The organism is Algoriphagus boseongensis (assembly GCF_004362805.1).
GTDB lineage: Bacteria > Bacteroidota > Bacteroidia > Cytophagales > Cyclobacteriaceae > Algoriphagus > Algoriphagus boseongensis.
Genome location: NZ_SNYF01000006.1, coordinates 364,436 through 380,963, shown reverse-complemented (window position 1 = coordinate 380,963; position 16,528 = coordinate 364,436). Strand labels below are relative to the sequence as shown.

10 protein-coding genes are annotated in these 16,528 nt (G+C 42.8%); 5 read left to right on the top strand and 5 right to left on the bottom strand.

Annotated features, from left to right (window positions below):
- The first annotated feature begins 208 nt into the window (after window positions 1-208).
- The 5 genes from ileS to DFQ04_RS09185 all read left to right on the top strand — a co-directional run bounded on the left by ileS (window position 209) and on the right by DFQ04_RS09185 (window position 9,428).
- Window positions 209-3,583 carry an isoleucine--tRNA ligase gene (gene ileS / locus DFQ04_RS09205; protein ID WP_133555051.1) on the top strand — a complete coding sequence of 1,125 codons (3,375 nt, stop codon included), beginning with the start codon at window positions 209-211 and terminating at the stop codon, window positions 3,581-3,583.
- Window positions 3,584-3,593: 10 nt separating this feature from the next.
- Window positions 3,594-4,208 (top strand): lipoprotein signal peptidase, encoded by a 615-nt coding sequence (locus tag DFQ04_RS09200; protein ID WP_133555049.1) that lies wholly within the window; start codon window positions 3,594-3,596, stop codon window positions 4,206-4,208.
- A gap of 198 nt (window positions 4,209-4,406) precedes the next feature.
- Window positions 4,407-7,343 (top strand): DEAD/DEAH box helicase, encoded by a 2,937-nt coding sequence (locus DFQ04_RS09195; RefSeq protein WP_133555047.1) that lies wholly within the window; start codon window positions 4,407-4,409, stop codon window positions 7,341-7,343.
- 243 nt (window positions 7,344-7,586) lie between these two features.
- Complete coding sequence (locus tag DFQ04_RS09190; RefSeq protein WP_133555045.1) at window positions 7,587-8,933, top strand: PhoH family protein; 1,347 nt, start codon at window positions 7,587-7,589, stop codon at window positions 8,931-8,933.
- Between the two features lie 255 nt (window positions 8,934-9,188).
- A complete protein-coding gene (locus DFQ04_RS09185) occupies window positions 9,189-9,428 on the top strand; it encodes a hypothetical protein (protein ID WP_133555042.1) in 240 nt (79 codons plus the stop codon).
- Window positions 9,429-9,501: 73 nt separating this feature from the next.
- Here the strand turns inward: DFQ04_RS09185 and DFQ04_RS09180 are convergent, their stop codons facing one another.
- The 5 genes from DFQ04_RS09180 to DFQ04_RS09160 all read right to left on the bottom strand — a co-directional run bounded on the left by DFQ04_RS09180 (window position 9,502) and on the right by DFQ04_RS09160 (window position 16,515).
- A complete protein-coding gene (locus DFQ04_RS09180; RefSeq protein WP_133555040.1) occupies window positions 9,502-10,257 on the bottom strand; it encodes a LytR/AlgR family response regulator transcription factor in 756 nt (251 codons plus the stop codon).
- Window positions 10,258-10,375: 118 nt separating this feature from the next.
- Window positions 10,376-11,110 carry a LytR/AlgR family response regulator transcription factor gene (locus tag DFQ04_RS09175; RefSeq protein WP_133555038.1) on the bottom strand — a complete coding sequence of 245 codons (735 nt, stop codon included), beginning with the start codon at window positions 11,108-11,110 and terminating at the stop codon, window positions 10,376-10,378.
- Window positions 11,111-11,124: 14 nt separating this feature from the next.
- The gene (locus DFQ04_RS09170; RefSeq protein ID WP_133555036.1) at window positions 11,125-12,177 is read right to left on the bottom strand and encodes a sensor histidine kinase; all 1,053 of its coding nucleotides are present in this window, start codon (window positions 12,175-12,177) and stop codon (window positions 11,125-11,127) included.
- A 77-nt stretch (window positions 12,178-12,254) separates the two neighbouring features.
- Window positions 12,255-15,092: an excinuclease ABC subunit UvrA gene (gene uvrA / locus DFQ04_RS09165; protein WP_133555034.1), complete on the bottom strand. Its 2,838-nt coding sequence runs from the start codon at window positions 15,090-15,092 to the stop codon at window positions 12,255-12,257.
- 136 nt (window positions 15,093-15,228) lie between these two features.
- On the bottom strand, window positions 15,229-16,515 hold the full coding sequence (locus tag DFQ04_RS09160) for a M24 family metallopeptidase (protein WP_133555032.1): 1,287 nt from the start codon (window positions 16,513-16,515) through the stop codon (window positions 15,229-15,231).
- Window positions 16,516-16,528 lie beyond the last annotated feature (13 nt).

Genomic DNA, 16,528 nt, shown 5'->3' with positions numbered 1-16,528 from the left:
AACTAAATGACTTTTTCATTTTAAAAAATTCGTTGAAAAATTTTTCATCGATTTCTTCAAATTCTTTCTTTCCACGCTGTTCTCGGTGTGTATTTCAATTTTCTTTCCCCCAAAAGCCCAATTCTTCTATCTTTGTGGCTTGTTTTGAGGGGAATGGCCAAAAGACCTTCCCCTTTTCTTCACCTACTTGCCCTTAAGAAAGGAAATTGTGAAAACGTATCAGGAATTTAAACAGGTAGATTACCCTCAAATCGGAGAATCTGTCCTTCAGTATTGGAAAGAAAATCAGATTTTCGAAAAGTCCATCGCCAACCGCGAGGGAGCTGAAACCTTCACCTTTTTTGAAGGTCCTCCTTCTGCCAACGGAACCCCGGGTATCCACCACGTGATGGCCCGTACCTTGAAGGATATTTTCTGCCGATATAAGACGCTGAAAGGTTTTCAAGTCAAAAGAAAAGGTGGTTGGGACACTCATGGACTTCCAGTAGAGCTTCAGGTCGAGAAAGAACTTGGAATTACCAAGGAGGATATCGGCAAGAAAATCACCGTAGAAGAATACAACCGCAAGTGCCGCGAGACGGTCATGCGATTCAAAAATGAATGGGATGACCTAACCGAAAAAATCGGCTACTGGGTGGATTTGGATGATCCCTATATCACATTTGATTCCAACTATATCGAAACCCTGTGGTACTTGCTGAAGAAGCTGTATGATAAGGGTCTTTTGTACAAAGGATACACCATTCAGCCATATTCCCCAGCTGCGGGTACTGGACTTTCTTCCCATGAACTGAATCAGCCTGGAACCTATAAGGATGTCAAGGATACTTCCATCACGGCTCAGTTTAAGCTGAAAGGCCAGGATAATACCTACATTCTGGCTTGGACGACTACGCCTTGGACTTTGCCTTCCAACTCAGCTTTGGCGATCGGTGAAAATCTGGATTATGTGAAGGTGAAAACTTTCAATCCATACACCCATGAGCCAGTGACAGTGATTTTGGCGAAAGCCAGAATGTCTGCCTACCTCAATCCCAAGGCTTCCGAACTTAAACTGGAAGACTACAAGGCTGGAGATAAGCTGATTCCTTTTGAAGTCATTGAGGAGTTCAAAGGTAAATCCATGCTGGGCTGGGAATACGAACAACTTTTTCCTATCGAGGCCTTGACCTTACCTCATCCGGCATTTACTGTGGTTGCAGGAGATTATGTAACCACTGAAGACGGTACAGGTATCGTCCACCTGGCAAAAGCATTCGGTGCGGATGACTTTAGAACTTTGGTACAGAATAATGTCCCAGGAGTCTTCGTGAAAGACGAATTGGGAAATGACATCCCAGTTGTAGACAAGCAAGGGAAATTCCTTCCAGTCGTAGGAGAATTTCTTGCTGCAAAAATGAAAGAACATGGAATTACCGCTCACAAGGAATATGGGGTGAATGATTTCTATGTGAAAAACTATACCGAGGACGATGAGAATGCAGCGGACTATAAAAACACCGATGTCATCATTTCCATCATTCTAAAAAATGAAAACAAGGCCTTTAAGGTCGAAAAATACGAGCATACCTACCCACACTGCTGGAGAACAGACAAGCCGGTCTTGTACTATCCTTTGGAAAGCTGGTTTATCAAAACCACCGCCTACAAAGACCGCATGGTGGAGCTCAACAAAACCATCAACTGGAAGCCTGAAGCAACTGGTACAGGACGCTTTGGCAACTGGCTGGAAAATCTCGTAGACTGGAACCTCAGCCGTTCCCGATTCTGGGGCACGCCGCTACCGATTTGGAGAACTTCGGATGGTGCAGAAGAGAAATGCATCGGTTCTATTGCCGAATTGAATGCAGAAATCGAAAAGTCCATCGCTGCCGGATTTATGGCAAAATCCCCTTACGAAGGCAAAGAACTCGATCTTCACAGGCCGTATGTTGACGATGTGATCTTGGTTTCTGAAAAGGGAGAAAAGATGTTCCGTGAGCCGGACTTGATCGATGTTTGGTTCGACTCTGGAGCCATGCCGTATGCACAATGGCATTATCCTTTCGAAAACCAAGACATATTCAAAGCCAACTATCCAGCAGACTATATCGCCGAAGGGGTAGATCAGACCAGAGGTTGGTTCTTTACCCTGCATGCCCTTGCAGTGATGCTATTTGACAGTGTCTCCTTCAAAAACGTCATCGCCAACGGACTTGTCTTGGACAAAAACGGGAACAAAATGTCCAAGCGATTGGGAAATGCTATCGATCCTTTCAAGACCTTGAAGGAATACGGCCCAGACGCTTTGCGCTGGTACATGCTCAGCAATGCCAATCCTTGGGACAACCTAAAATTCAACCTGGACGGTGTAACTGAAGTGCAAAGACGCTTCTTTGGCACCCTTCAGAATACCTATAATTTCTTTGCGCTCTACGCAAACTTGGATGCCTTTGTCTATGACAAATCCAAGTCAGTACCGGTAAACGAGCGGGCTGAGCTGGATCAATGGATCATTTCCAAACTTCAATCTTTGATTTCGGAAGTGGAAGAAGCCATGGATAATTATGATGCGACCCGGGCAACTCGAGCCATAATGAATTTTACCGTGGATCAATTATCCAACTGGTATGTGCGACTTGCCAGAAAAAGATTCTGGAGGGGAGAAATGAATCAGGACAAACAGGCCGCCTACGAAACCTTGTATGAGTGCTTGCTGACGCTGACTCAATTGATGTCCTCTTTTGCTCCATTCTATGCGGACTGGTTGTACAAAAATCTGACTGAAGCAGGAGAAAGCGGAAAAGAATCCATCCATTTGACAGACTGGATAAGTACGGACAATTCCTTGATCAATGCTGATCTTGAAGCAAGCATGGATTTGGCGCAGACCATTTCTTCCTTGGTTCACTCCCTCAGAAAGAAAGAAAAGCTTAAGGTTCGTCAGCCTCTTCAGAGGATTTTGATTCCTGTTTTAAATAAGAAAACTCAAGCCCAGATTGAGCATGTGAAAGAACTGATCAAAACAGAGGTCAATATCAAGGACATTGAATTCCTAGATGATGCTTCTGGGATTTTGGTGAAAAATGTAAAGCCAAATCTTCCTGTCTTGGGTAAGAAATTGGGACCCAAAATGCGATTTGTGGTAGCAGCGATCAACAATTGGGGACAGGAAGAAATCGCCCAAATCGAAAGAGAAGGAAAATTTCCTGTTCAGGTAGAGGGTGAAACTATCGAACTTCTACTAGAGGAAGTTTTGATCACTTCTCAGGATATCCCAGGCTGGTCAGTAGCCACGGATGCCGGAGTTACCGTAGCTTTGGACGTGACCTTGACCGATGAATTAAAGCAGGAAGGTGTCGCCAGAGATTTGGTCAATAGAATTCAAAATCTCAGAAAAGACATGGGATTAGAAGTGCAGGATAAGATCAAAATTGAGGTTTCAAACTCCAATGATCTGGTCAATTCCTCTGTAGCAAGTTTTGGAAACTACATCAAGGAAGAAACCCAAGCTTTGGAATTGAAATTAACTTCTGACCTTTCCGTCGCAACCATCTTGGACATGGACGAGTTTGAATTGGCAGTAAAAGTATTAAAGGCCTAAGCCAAATTTGATGAACAACTACGTGAAATACTTTGGGATTGCCCTCTTTGTAATCCTTCTGGATCAGGCGGTAAAAATGCTGGTTCACTTCCAAATGGACTTTGGGACTCCAGGGCAGATTCCGATTTTCGGAGATTGGTTTAAGCTTCACTATACCACGAACCCAGGCATGGCCTTTGGGATGGAACTAGGCTCGGAATATGGAAAAATGATCCTAACCACCTTCCGATTGGTGGCGATGTTTGGCATCGGATACTACCTCCACTATATCATCGAAAAGAAAAATCACCCGGTTTATATTCTTTGTATTGCCATGATTTTGGGAGGAGCTATCGGAAACTTGGTAGATTCTATTTTCTATGGAGTTTGGTTGGACAATGCTCCTTACAATGCCCCAACCCCTTGGTTTCATGGGCAGGTGGTTGATATGTTTTACTTTGATATATGGGAAGGCTATGTACCCGAATGGATCCCTCTTTGGGGTGGAAGTTATACAGCCTTATGGCCTATATTTAATGTAGCTGATGCATCTATTTTTATAGGTGTAGCAATTATATTAATCTTCCAAAATCGGTTTTTCCCAGAAAAGAAAGAGTCAAAAACTCTCGAAAATCAAGAGGTTTAAGCTGAGTATTCCATAAAATTCTCCCCTATTTAGGCCCATTTCTGAAGGATTTGGGCCTTTTTTTATTTTTCACTCAGCAATATCCCAAGCAATCCACCCTTTTTTAGTATTTTTCGATTTACATACCTATTCGCTTACCACCAATCTAACCAAGGTATAGTCTTTGATTTTTTGTCAAAGACTATATTATATAACATCATGATCGTAAACTCGGAACAACCTTTCCAGATTGTTTATTCAATTTTCAGCCATGAGTATTTAGGGCTACTTTTTGAATCCTTTGTAGTTCAACTGGATGAAAAAGACAGATTATCCTTAGCCTATCAAAATATTAGCTATGCCAATGCAAAGGAATTTGATGCTGGACTGGACAAAAGAGATTATGATCTGATCAAGCTCATGGACTCCATGCAGCCGGAGGTGGTGGTTAAACCTTACATGAAAAAAGGGAACCTTCGGCCTAAGGAATTTCTCAATAAAATCTTTGACCCAAAGACCGAGGATAAGAAAACCCAAGATCTAATTTTCGATAATCTGGAAATCAAACGTTCCAAGATTTTACCACTACTAATCGGAAAAAGACTTTTCGAAATGGGTTCGGATGGCAATCCTACTTGGAAAGAAATCCAGGTCAATCCTGAGGCGGCGACTGTCCTGTTTCATTTTCACAAAAACCCAGACAATACCCACTATTGGCCTACCATCAAATTCAAAGGCCAAAGGTTGGAATGGCAGTACAAGCACGGCTATTTTATCTGCAAAGATCCCGCTTGGTTGATTGTCAATGACCAGCTTTTCCATTTCGAAAAAGGGATCGACGGGAAAAAACTTCAGGCCTTTCTGAATAAAAAGTTCATCGTCATTGAAAAGCGAATAGAGCCGGGTTATTACAAGGGCTTTATGAAAAATTTGATTACCCAATTTGAAGTTGAGGCCAAGGGTTTTGAAATCAAAACTGAGCAAGGTGCTCCTCAGGCGCTTTTGGCATTCAGCGAATTGGCTTACAACAGTTCGGAATCCATTTTTGACCAAGAATCCCAAATTGCTGGCGAGAGTAGGATTGTATTTGAGCTAAGATTTCAATATGGGGATTATGACTTCGGAATTCAGTCGGAGGGTGGAGAAAATAGCGGCAACTCGGTAAGATTGGAAGAAAAGAACGGGACTTATACCTTTTATAAAACCGTTCGGACTACTCAGGTAGAAAAGAAATACGAGACCATTTTGAAGAAAAAGAATATGGTCTTTGTACATGGAAAATTTACCCTTCCAAAGACTCAGGCTTTTGAGTGGCTGGGACAAAACGAGGAGTTTTTGGAAGAAAATAAAATCAAAATCCTCCAAAAAGCCAGTCCTGACGGGAAAACCTACCATATCGGCAAAGCCCAAATCAGCATCGAAGTCAATGAAAACATCGACTGGTTTGATGTCAAGGCGCTGATCAAATTTGGGGTTTATCTGGTTCCTTTCTCCAAATTGAGAAGGTTGCTGATTCAGGGTAAAACAGAATTCGAGCTTCCTAACGGAGAGATCGCCGTAATTCCCGCCTCTTGGTTTGTCAACTATTCCGAACTGTTCAATTTCATCGAAGAGCGTTCCGCAGATGAATTGGTACTGAAAAAGCACCATCTAGCTTATGCACGAGAGCTTCAAAACGGAGAACTAATTCAGCTTAATCTCAGCCTCAAGTTGGAACGACTTAGAAATTTCGATTCCATTGAGGAATACGAGGTCCCAAGTACTTTCCAGGGTTCGCTTCGACCCTACCAGCACGCTGGTTACAATTGGCTTAGGTTCCTTAATGAATACCACTTTGGGGGCTGCTTGGCTGATGACATGGGTCTGGGTAAAACTGTACAAACCTTGGCCCTTTTGGCTCATGAAAAGGAGGAAAACCCAGGCTTTGCTTCCTTGCTGGTCATGCCGACTTCCCTGATTTACAACTGGGAGCTTGAGGCTAGAAAATTCACCCCTGAGCTTAAAGTTCTGGTTTATTCAGGGACCCAAAGAATCAAAGATCCATGGAAATTCAGAGGCTATGATGTGGTTTTGACTTCTTACGGGATTGTCCGCTTAGACATTGACATCCTGAAGGATTTCTATTTCAACTACGTGATTTTGGATGAATCCCAGGCTATCAAAAATCCAGGATCCAACATTGCCGTGGCCGTAAACAAACTGAAATGCAAGCGAAGGCTCATTCTGACAGGCACTCCTGTGGAGAACGGCACGATGGACCTTTGGTCACAAATGAACTTTGTTAATCCCGGACTTTTGGGAAACCAAAATGTATTTAAGAAGCAATTTTTGCTTCCCATAGAAAAGCAAAACGATAAGGATAAGGCCTCAAGGTTACACGCCATGATCAAGCCTTTTATCCTTCGAAGATTAAAATCCCAAGTAGCGCAAGACTTGCCAGAAAAAGTCATTAACGTGAAATATGCCGACATGACTGCTGAGCAGGAAAAAGTCTATGAAGAGGTAAAAAACTACTACCGGGAAAAAATCATCGGGGAATTGGATGGCGCGGGAAGAGGCTCACAGCAGTTTACTTTACTACGGGGCCTGACCCAACTCAGACAAATTGCCAATCATCCCAAGTTGGTGCGCGAAGATTACAAAGGAGAATCCGGGAAATTGGAGCAAATTACCTATATGCTTCAGGAGACCATTTCCGAGGACCATAAAGTTCTCGTGTTTAGTCAATTCGTCCGGCATCTGAACATCATTCGGGCGTATTTGGATGAAAATAAAATTCCCTACGCCTATCTGGATGGAGCCACAAAGGACAGACAGGCTCAGGTCGAAAAATTCCAAAACGAGGAGAATATCAAAGTCTTTTTGATTTCCTTAAAAGCGGGGGGCGTAGGCCTCAACCTAACCAAGGCTGAATATGTATTTCTTTTGGATCCTTGGTGGAATCCGGCAGTGGAAGCCCAGGCTATTGACCGGGCTCACCGAATCGGACAGGAGAATAAGGTGATTATTTACAAATTCATCACCAAAGGATCTGTGGAAGAAAAAATCATGGCTCTTCAGGATCGCAAGCTGGCCCTAGCTGGCGAATTAATCAGCAATGAAGAAAGCTTCATGAAGAGTTTGGACAACGAGGATATCCGAACCCTGTTAGATTAAAAATTGAAAAATTGGAATATTGAAAAATTAGGAGTGTTAAAGTTCAGTCTTGGCGGAAGTCTTTGGAGACTTCCTAATCTTTCAATTTTTCAATCTTCAATTCTTGGAATTCTATTGATTTGATTTTCAAGCCCATCCCCTTTTTTCGGCATTTTTAACCATAATTTCTTGGCCATCTATGCCTATTCCCCGAGAATATTTTCTAAATTATTTCAACTCAATACCACTACAATTTTCCTGCACATGCCTAGAGCCAAGTCCGATAAAGATCGGAAAATCTTTGTGCTGGACACGTCCGTGATCCTGTATGCACACAACTCCATAATGAATTTTGCCGAGCACGATGTGGTGATCCCCATTACTGTGCTGGAGGAGCTTGATCAATTCAAGAAAGGCAACGACACCAAGAATTTTGAAGCGCGGGAATTTATCCGATTGCTGGATAAGCTTTCCATGGATCATATGATTCACGAGTGGACTCCACTCAATGGAAAAACCCGGGGAAACTTCAAAGTCTTGATGAACCCGGATAATAAGCTCAATGCGAATGTGATTTTTGGTGAGGAAAAAAACGACCACAAAATCCTCAACGCTGCGCTTTATCTAAAAGAACATGAAAAGGACCGCAAAGTCATTCTGGTTTCGAAAGACATCAATCTTAGACTAAAAGCCAAATCTTTGGAAATCCACGCGGAGGACTACGAGACCGGGAAAATCAAGAATATTTCGGAGCTTGAAAACACCGGGAAATATATTCTTGAAGATGTAGATCCTGCCGCAATCAATAAAATCTACGATCAGGGATACATCGAAGCTAAAGCTGTTTTAGGTACCAGAAAGCGCAAATCGAATGCGTATTATATTCTAAAAAGCGACAAAAACTCGGTTCTCGCCTATTTCAATTCGGATGAAAACGTATTGGAAAGAGTCGATAAGCGCTTGGCATACAATGTAAAGCCCAGAAATGCTGAGCAGACCTTTGCTCTGCATGCGATTATGAATCCAGCAATAAAACTGGTTTCCATTCAGGGTGTAGCAGGAACTGGTAAAACCTTACTTGCGCTAGCTGGAGCTCTTGAGCAAAGAAGAGAATACAAGCAAATCTTTCTAGCTCGGCCAATTGTTCCTCTTTCCAATAAGGATATCGGATACTTGCCTGGAGATATCAAATCCAAGCTCAACCCCTATATGGAGCCTCTTTGGGACAACTTGAAGTTTATCCAAAACCAATACAAGGAGACGGATAAAGAATTTCAGAAAATCACCGAATTGGTCAATCAGGAAAAGTTGGTCATCCAGCCATTGGCTTACATTAGGGGTAGATCTCTTTCCAACATCTTCTTTATTGTGGACGAGGCACAAAACCTAACGCCTCACGAGATCAAAACAATCATCTCCCGAGCAGGTGAAAACACGAAGATCATCTTCACTGGTGACGTCTTTCAGATCGATACGCCTTACTTGGATTCCCAGTCCAATGGGCTTTCCTATCTGATTGATCGGGTCAAAGACCATCCGCTCTATGCGCATATCAAGCTCGAGAAAGGAGAGCGATCTGAATTAGCCAATCTGGCGAATGAGTTATTGTAATTAATTGTGAAACCCATAGAAAGCTGCCTTAACCGGGCAGCTTTTTTTATGCCTAGGAAAAAAGTTGTTAAATCTTTTTCCCCTTTGTAACCAAATTTTGTTCGGTTTATTGTCCGCAGTTGACGTTATGGTGTACGGTGGCGTACACGCCTCTTTTCCTAAAACCTCATTTTGAAGGAAATAGAGCCTTTTTTAGAAATTGGTCGCCTTTTGGCATATAGGGTAATACGAAATTAAACCAACTCTTTTACTGCCATGATTACTTCAATCTTCACACAAAAAAATGTCTGTGCTGCTTTGGGAATAGCAATGGCTTTCACAATCGTCCTAAAAGCGAAATCTGAAGCTAAGCTTGCACAACATACTGCCCGATTTGAAACTACTAAACCAACTCCACAAATCGGATTACAATCTGAACAAGGTCCTGAAATCCTTCAGGTAAGCATTTACAAAACTCAAAAGCCCCAAGCGCAAACGGCGCCTGAGGCTTGTTAAGAGTGACTCGTAAGGGTTAATTTGGTTGATTGTTTGGTTATCAAAAGAGGCGGGCTTTGCTCGCCTTTTTTTATCAGCTTTCTGTAATAGTATTCAATTTCGCCAAGAAGCTGTTGTAATACTGTCTTCCGACTTGGACTATGGCTCCTGACTTCAAGTTGATGTCCTTGGTGTTGAAGCTATCGATTTGGCCAAGTTGAACGATGTAGGATTTCTGAACTCTTAGAAATAAATGTGAAGGCAAAATATCCTCGATTTCCTTCATGGACTTTCGGATACTAAACTCCCGGCCTTTGGTATAAATGGTAACCATGTTTCCGTTAGCCTCTACATAGTATAGATCTTCGTATTGTACTCGCTCAAAGGCATTATCCGCCTTGATGAATACGGCATCATTAACTAAGAACGGACTTTCATTGCTGACTTTAACCACAGCTGCTTCTGGGGCAGGCTTAGATCGCTTGTTATACAATACGATTTCTACAATCGCATGAATGTCATTGGTATTGAAAGGCTTTACGATGAAACCAGCAGGAGCGATTCTTTTTGCTCTTTCGATAATGGTAGGATCACTGTAGGAGGTGACAAAAACCAAAGGTGCATCCACCATCTGCTTGACAATTTCCCCAAGCTCGATACCATCTTTATCTCCCTTGAGCTTGATATCCATAAATATCAGGTCAGGGCGATACTTTTTAATGACCTTGATACACTGGTTTGCAGAGTTGGCAATGTCGATATTCACGTATCCCAAAAGCTCCAGAATCTCCTGGATATTTTCTGCGATACTAATGTCGTCTTCGACTATAAGAATTCTTTCCTCTTTCATGGGTGATGATTTGATGTGCTTTCAAAGAAATTCTTTCAATTTCTTAGCTAATAACGAAAACCTACCCTAATCTCCAAATTAAATTTGGAAAATCAAATGCTTTTTTTTGGTTACGAAATTAAAGGCTCATCATTTCTTTGAATCTGGCAGCCTGTCTGCGGCTTACTTCGATTCGATCGCCACCACGGAGTGTGACTACCAGACCTCCATTAAACCAAGGCTCGATTCCTTCGACCCATCCTAAGTTGATGATATGCTTTCTGCTAGCGCGGAAAAATGACTTTTCATCCAATCTTTCATCCAAGGCATTCAGGGACTTATGAATCATCGGCTTGAAATTGTCAAAATAAACTTTGATGTAATTCCCATCGGATTCAAACAGGCGAACGTTGGAAAGGCGGACAAACCAACATCTATCTCCGTCTTTTACAAAAACCTGATCTTCCAAAGTCAATTTTTTCTGATTTTGTCCTGCCGCAGCTTCCTGACTCTTTGCAAAGCCCTCAATCTTTCCGATCAATCGGTTGATCGCCTCTTCCAGACGCTTCGGTTCTACTGGCTTAAGCAAATAATCCAAGGCATTGACTTGGAATGCCTTTAGCGCATATTCATCGTAGGCTGTGGTAAAAATGACATGTGGAACATGATCCAATTCTTCAAGTAGATCAAAGCCGGTTTTTTCCGGCATTTGGATATCCAGGAAAATCACATCGGGCTGAAGCTGCTCTATTTTTTCCTTGGCATCATCGACATTGACCGCCTCACCAACTACCTCCACGGTCTCAAGTTGATTGAGAAGGGTAATCAGTTCTTTTCGGGCTAGTCTTTCGTCATCTATTACTATAGCTCTCATTTTGTTAGGGTTGATTATTCTAAAGTAATTCTTTGTTTCGGTATTTTGATTTCAGTGATGACAAATTGGCTTCCTGAATTGAAAATTCTAAAACTTGCTTTGTCACCATAAAGTAACTTGAGACGCTGTTTGGTGTTTTCCAAACCATGTCCCCCTTCACTCTTTTTTACATTTTTATAGTTGGTATTCAAAAACCCGGAGTTTTTCACCTGAATATACAATTCTTCCTGGAGCCCCTCCCGACACTTGATTTCTATAAGGCCTCCTTTTACCAGGTTAGAAATCCCGTGCTTAATCGCATTCTCCACGATAGTTTGCAGCATCATAGGAGGAATTCGGTAATTATAAGACTCCTCTTCAATTTGGTAGATTACCTCCAATCGCTCTTCAAATCGAATCGATTCCAAGGCCAGGTAGTCCTTTACCGTCGCTAATTCATCTGCAAAATCAATTACTTGCTTCTTGTCCATCATTAGGGAAAAGCGAAGCATATTGGAAATCCTCGTGATTGCCGTTTTGGCTTTTTCAGGATCTTCATCCACCAAAGCACGAACCGAATTTAGGGCATTAAATATAAAATGCGGATTCAATTGGCTTTTGAGGTGATTGAGCCTGATTTCGTTGATTTTAGCTTCATATTTCAAGCTGTTGTTGTAATTATCCAGAAAGTGGAAAAGGAAATACAACAAAAACCAAAAAGAGTAATAAAGGAAGCTGACAAACAGGTTGACGACAATTACCAAAGCACGGAAGTCCTCTGCCGGATTAAGCGTACCAAAAGCCAAATTGATTAATATCTGAGCTAGTACGTTCACAACTGCCAGGGCTAGAAGCGACAAAAGTGTCTGAATCAATAGCCGAAAAATCCCCAGCTTAAACCATTCATAAGCCTTGACTACATGGCGAAGCGCGTGGGTGGAAATCAGATAAAAAGCGGCCAAGGCAACAAAGGCCCAAAGCTGTACGGCGGTAATCCCCTGAGAAAGGGAAGCGAAGAAGATATTGACGAAAGCAAAACTTCCCCAGCCTAAAATCTGCAAAATCCAATAGAGCCGAATTCTATTCATACCTGATCCAAAGGTAATTCTTTGGAATTTTTCCTCTGTTTGATTTTGATAAAAGGCTAAGTCCTAGGATTGGCCTATTAATTTGAGCGGTCAAGTTCCATTTTGAGAAACTTACCGGTATGACTTCCTGTATGGGCAGCTACTTGTTCAGGAGTACCTTGAATCAAAATATTTCCTCCCTTATTTCCTCCCTCAGGACCCAAGTCAACCACATAATCAGCGACTTTGATGACGTCAAGATTATGCTCAATGATCAGCACCGTGTTCCCTTTTTCTACCAATTTCTGCAATACACCCATCAGGAGATCAATATCCTGAAAATGAAGTCCTGTGGTCGGCTCGTCCAGAATATAAATGGTCTTCCCTGTATCCTTTTTGGATAATTCCGTCGCCAGCTTAACTCTTTGCGCCTCGCCACCAGATAAAGTTGTCGCATGTTGGCCTAGCGTGATGTAGCCAAGACCCACATCATTCAGGGTCTTGATTTTTCTCAGGATTTTAGGCTGATTTTGGAAAAATTCCACTGCTTGCTCTACAGTCATATCCAAAACATCTGAGATAGATTTTCCCTTGAATCTTACCTCCAAAGTCTCTCGATTATATCGTTTGCCTTTGCAAGTCTCACATGGGATATGGACATCCGGTAGAAAATCCATTTCGATCAGCTTCATGCCAGCCCCTTCGCAGTCCTCACATCTACCTCCCTTGACATTAAAAGAAAAACGACCTGGTTTATATCCTCTGATTTTAGATTCAGGAAGTTCTGTGAAGAGCGTCCGGATATCTGAAAATACTCCTGTATAAGTAGCCGGATTTGACCTTGGCGTTCTTCCGATTGGACTTTGGTCTACCTCAATTACTTTATCCAAATGCTCCAAACCCTCTATGCTCTCGTAAGGCATGGGTTCCTTCTTGGAATTGTAAAAAGTCTGGTTAAGAATTGGGAATAAAGTCTCGTGGATCAAGGTACTTTTCCCGCTTCCTGATACTCCTGTGACCAAAGTCAAGGTGCCCAAAGGAATGGTCAAATCCACATTTTTGAGATTATTTCCGGTGGCTCCCTTAAGTACAAGTTTCTTTCCCTTGCCCTCTCTTCGCTTTTTAGGAACTGGTAAACCTAATTTTCCACTGAGGTATTGGGAAGTAATTGAACCATTATTGAAAATCTCTTTGGGCGAACCAGCTGCAACCACATGTCCACCATGTCGGCCAGCACCCGGACCCATGTCCAACACAAAGTCAGATTCCAGCATCATGTCTTTGTCATGCTCCACGACCATCACCGAATTTCCCAAATCCCGAAGACTTTGTAGGGCTTTGATCAGTTTAACATTGTCTCGCTGGTGTAGCCCGATACTTGGTTCATCGAGAATATATAGAACGCCGACTAATTGAGTCCCGATTTGAGTTGCTAAACGGATACGCTGTGCTTCCCCTCCAGAAAGAGTTCGAAGAGGTCGGTTTAGGGAAAGATAATCCAAACCGATATCCATAAGGAAGCCAATTCGCTTTCTGATTTCTTTCAAAACCTCTGCAGCAATGGCATTTTGTTTTTCATTCATTCGGGATTCTACATCCTCAAACCAATCAGACAAACCACGGATGTCCAAAACCGCAAGTTCACCGATGTGCTTTTCGTCGATTTTGAAATGGAGGGCTTCTTTTTTCAGTCGATATCCCTCGCAGTCAGGACAAACTTTTGTCACGGTAAATTCAGAAACCCAATCCTGAATTTTCTCTGAGCTTCCCTCCTGATATTTCTGGAGAAAATTTACAATTCCTTCGAAAGTTGTATTCCACTTGGTCCCAGGATACTTTACAGAATCCACGGCCACTTCCACTTTATCACCAAAAAGCAAAACCTCCACCACATGATCTGGAAGGTTTTTGATCGGTGTACTCATGGAGCATTTGTAATGCTTCAGGATTGCCTCAATTTTCTTAAAAATCCAGATATCACGGTATTCTCCCAAAGGAGCTATTCCTCCGCGGGTAATACTCAATTCAGGATCAGGAATGATACTTTCTCGGGTTATTTCTTCAGTGATACCCAAACCATTACAGGTAGGACAAGCTCCATATGGGGAGTTGAAGGAAAAGGTATTGGGCGCTGGCTCATCGTAAGACAAACCCGTCTCGGGATCCATCAAGTATTTGGAAAAATGGTGAATATCTCCATTTTCCTCACGGATCATGATCACGCCTTTTCCATGCTGCAAGCCAGATTTCAGGGATTGAGTAATCCGAAAGCGGTCAGATTCATCTGCCACAATTCTATCAATCACGATCTCGATATCATGGATTTTGTATCGATCAAGTTGCATTTTGGGGACGATGTCCATCACCACATTGTCCACCCGGACTTTGGAGAAACCCATTTTTCGGATCTGCTCAAAAAGCTCCCGGTAATGTCCCTTTCTCCCTTTGACCACAGGGGCAAGAATATAAAGTTTTTTTTCAGCGAATTTGGAAAATAGCTGTTCAATAATCTGATCCTCCGTCTGGCGGATCATCTTTTTCCCCGTCAAATACGAATACGCTTCCCCTGCCCGGGCAAAAAGCAAACGCATGAAATCATAGATTTCAGTGACAGTACCGACTGTGGAGCGGGGGTTTTTAGAAGTCGTCTTTTGCTCAATAGCGATTACCGGAGAAAGCCCATTGATCTTATCCACATCCGGTCGCTCAAGTCCACCCAAAAAAGATCTCGCATAAGACGAAAAGCTCTCCATGTAGCGACGCTGACCTTCTGCATAAATCGTATCAAAAGCCAAGGAGCTCTTCCCACTTCCTGAAAGTCCGGTAATTACGACCAGCTTATTTCTTGGGATTTTGAGATCCAGGTTTTTGAGATTATGCTCTCTGGCACCAAATACTTCAATAAATTCTTCCTGTGAAGCAGGGGATTGACTCATCAGACGAGGGGAATTTGGAGTGCGAAAGTACGAATTTCGAACGAGTAGACCTTAGGATAACCGATCTAAGGTCTCTTGAGTTTTCCTTTTTGGTATTTCTTTCAAAATTGAATTCGGCAAGCCCAAATTCTGGATTTTAGGCAAAAGGCTGAGCAATGGATGGACTTGGCTGAGAGAACCAAACCGGCCCATCAGCTGTCATGTACACGCAGTCTTCATGGCGGACCCCAAATTCTCCGACAATGGAAATATTCGGCTCAATGCTGAAACACATTCCCGGTTCAAGAATCTGTTTATTTCCCCGAACTGCATTTCCCCACTCATGCCCATCCATTCCGATTCCATGACCGGTTCGATGGGGTAGGCCTGGAAGTTTATAATCCGGTCCAAAGCCTGCATCAGTTATTACTTTTCTGGCTGCTGCATCCACCGCCTCTAAGGGAGCGCCGATTTGCGCAGCTCTAAATCCCGCTGCTTGAGCTTCTTTTTCCAGATCCCAGATTTCCTTTTGTCGCGCAGTAGGCTCCGCTCCAAAAACTACGGTACGGCTGATATCGGAATTGTATCCCTGCACCAAGCATCCACAATCCACCAGAACCACATCTCCTTTTTTCAAAATCTGAGGCTGAGTACTTCCATGTGGAAAAGCAGAAGCTGGGCCGAAATTTGCCAAAGCAAAGGCATGCCTAGCGCCCATTTTCTGATGGGCCTGAGCCACGGCTGATGAAAAATTAGAAGGACCTTCACCTTCTTTCAATGCCGAAAAGCCTAATTTCATCGCCTCTATGGTCATATTAGTTGCGATTTGCATCAATGCGATTTCAGCTGGGGACTTAATGATTCGACAAGGAATCGTCACTGGATCTGCACTGACCACTTCAAAGTTGGTGGCTACTCGTCTCACCCCATCTGCGATGAAAAATCGTACGCGCTCTTCCATCCCTATTTTTCCGGAAGTAGCTCCAGAATCCAAAACGGCCTTCTTGATTTGCTCGTATGGGCTTTCGTCTTCTTCCCAGGGGTAGATTTTGTCGCCAATCTTATTTCCCATAGCGATCAACTCTTCCAAGCGGTCTTCTTCAAATTTTGGACAGACATAACTTACCTCACCTTTTGCTGGAATTACAGCAACCATGGGTCTTTCGCTTTGCCCCCATCTCATTCCTGTGAAATAATCCATGGAAGTCCCGGAGTCCAAAACGATGGCTTGAATTCCGTTTTTACCCATCAATTCCTGAGCTTTGGCGATTCGAGACCTTCTTTCCTCCATGGAAATCGGAACAATCTCCGCATCAAAAGAAGGTAAACGATCAAATGGATTGGCTTCAGAAACAGCCTTTGAGGAACCAAATGCTGTGGTTCCTGCTAACAACGAACTTCCGGCTCCGAGTGCAGACATATGGATAAAATTTCTTCTTTTCATAAACTAGATGTGT

Coding starts and splice junctions, on each gene's coding strand:
- DFQ04_RS09200 (WP_133555049.1), top strand. CDS start 3,594: ATGAACAACTACGTGAAATACTTTGGGATTGCCCTCTTTGTAATCCTT.
- DFQ04_RS09195 (WP_133555047.1), top strand. CDS start 4,407: ATGATCGTAAACTCGGAACAACCTTTCCAGATTGTTTATTCAATTTTC.
- DFQ04_RS09190 (WP_133555045.1), top strand. CDS start 7,587: ATGCCTAGAGCCAAGTCCGATAAAGATCGGAAAATCTTTGTGCTGGAC.
- DFQ04_RS09185 (WP_133555042.1), top strand. CDS start 9,189: ATGATTACTTCAATCTTCACACAAAAAAATGTCTGTGCTGCTTTGGGA.
- DFQ04_RS09180 (WP_133555040.1), bottom strand. CDS start 10,257: ATGAAAGAGGAAAGAATTCTTATAGTCGAAGACGACATTAGTATCGCA.
- DFQ04_RS09175 (WP_133555038.1), bottom strand. CDS start 11,110: ATGAGAGCTATAGTAATAGATGACGAAAGACTAGCCCGAAAAGAACTG.
- DFQ04_RS09170 (WP_133555036.1), bottom strand. CDS start 12,177: ATGAATAGAATTCGGCTCTATTGGATTTTGCAGATTTTAGGCTGGGGA.
- uvrA (WP_133555034.1), bottom strand. CDS start 15,092: ATGAGTCAATCCCCTGCTTCACAGGAAGAATTTATTGAAGTATTTGGT.
- DFQ04_RS09160 (WP_133555032.1), bottom strand. CDS start 16,515: ATGAAAAGAAGAAATTTTATCCATATGTCTGCACTCGGAGCCGGAAGT.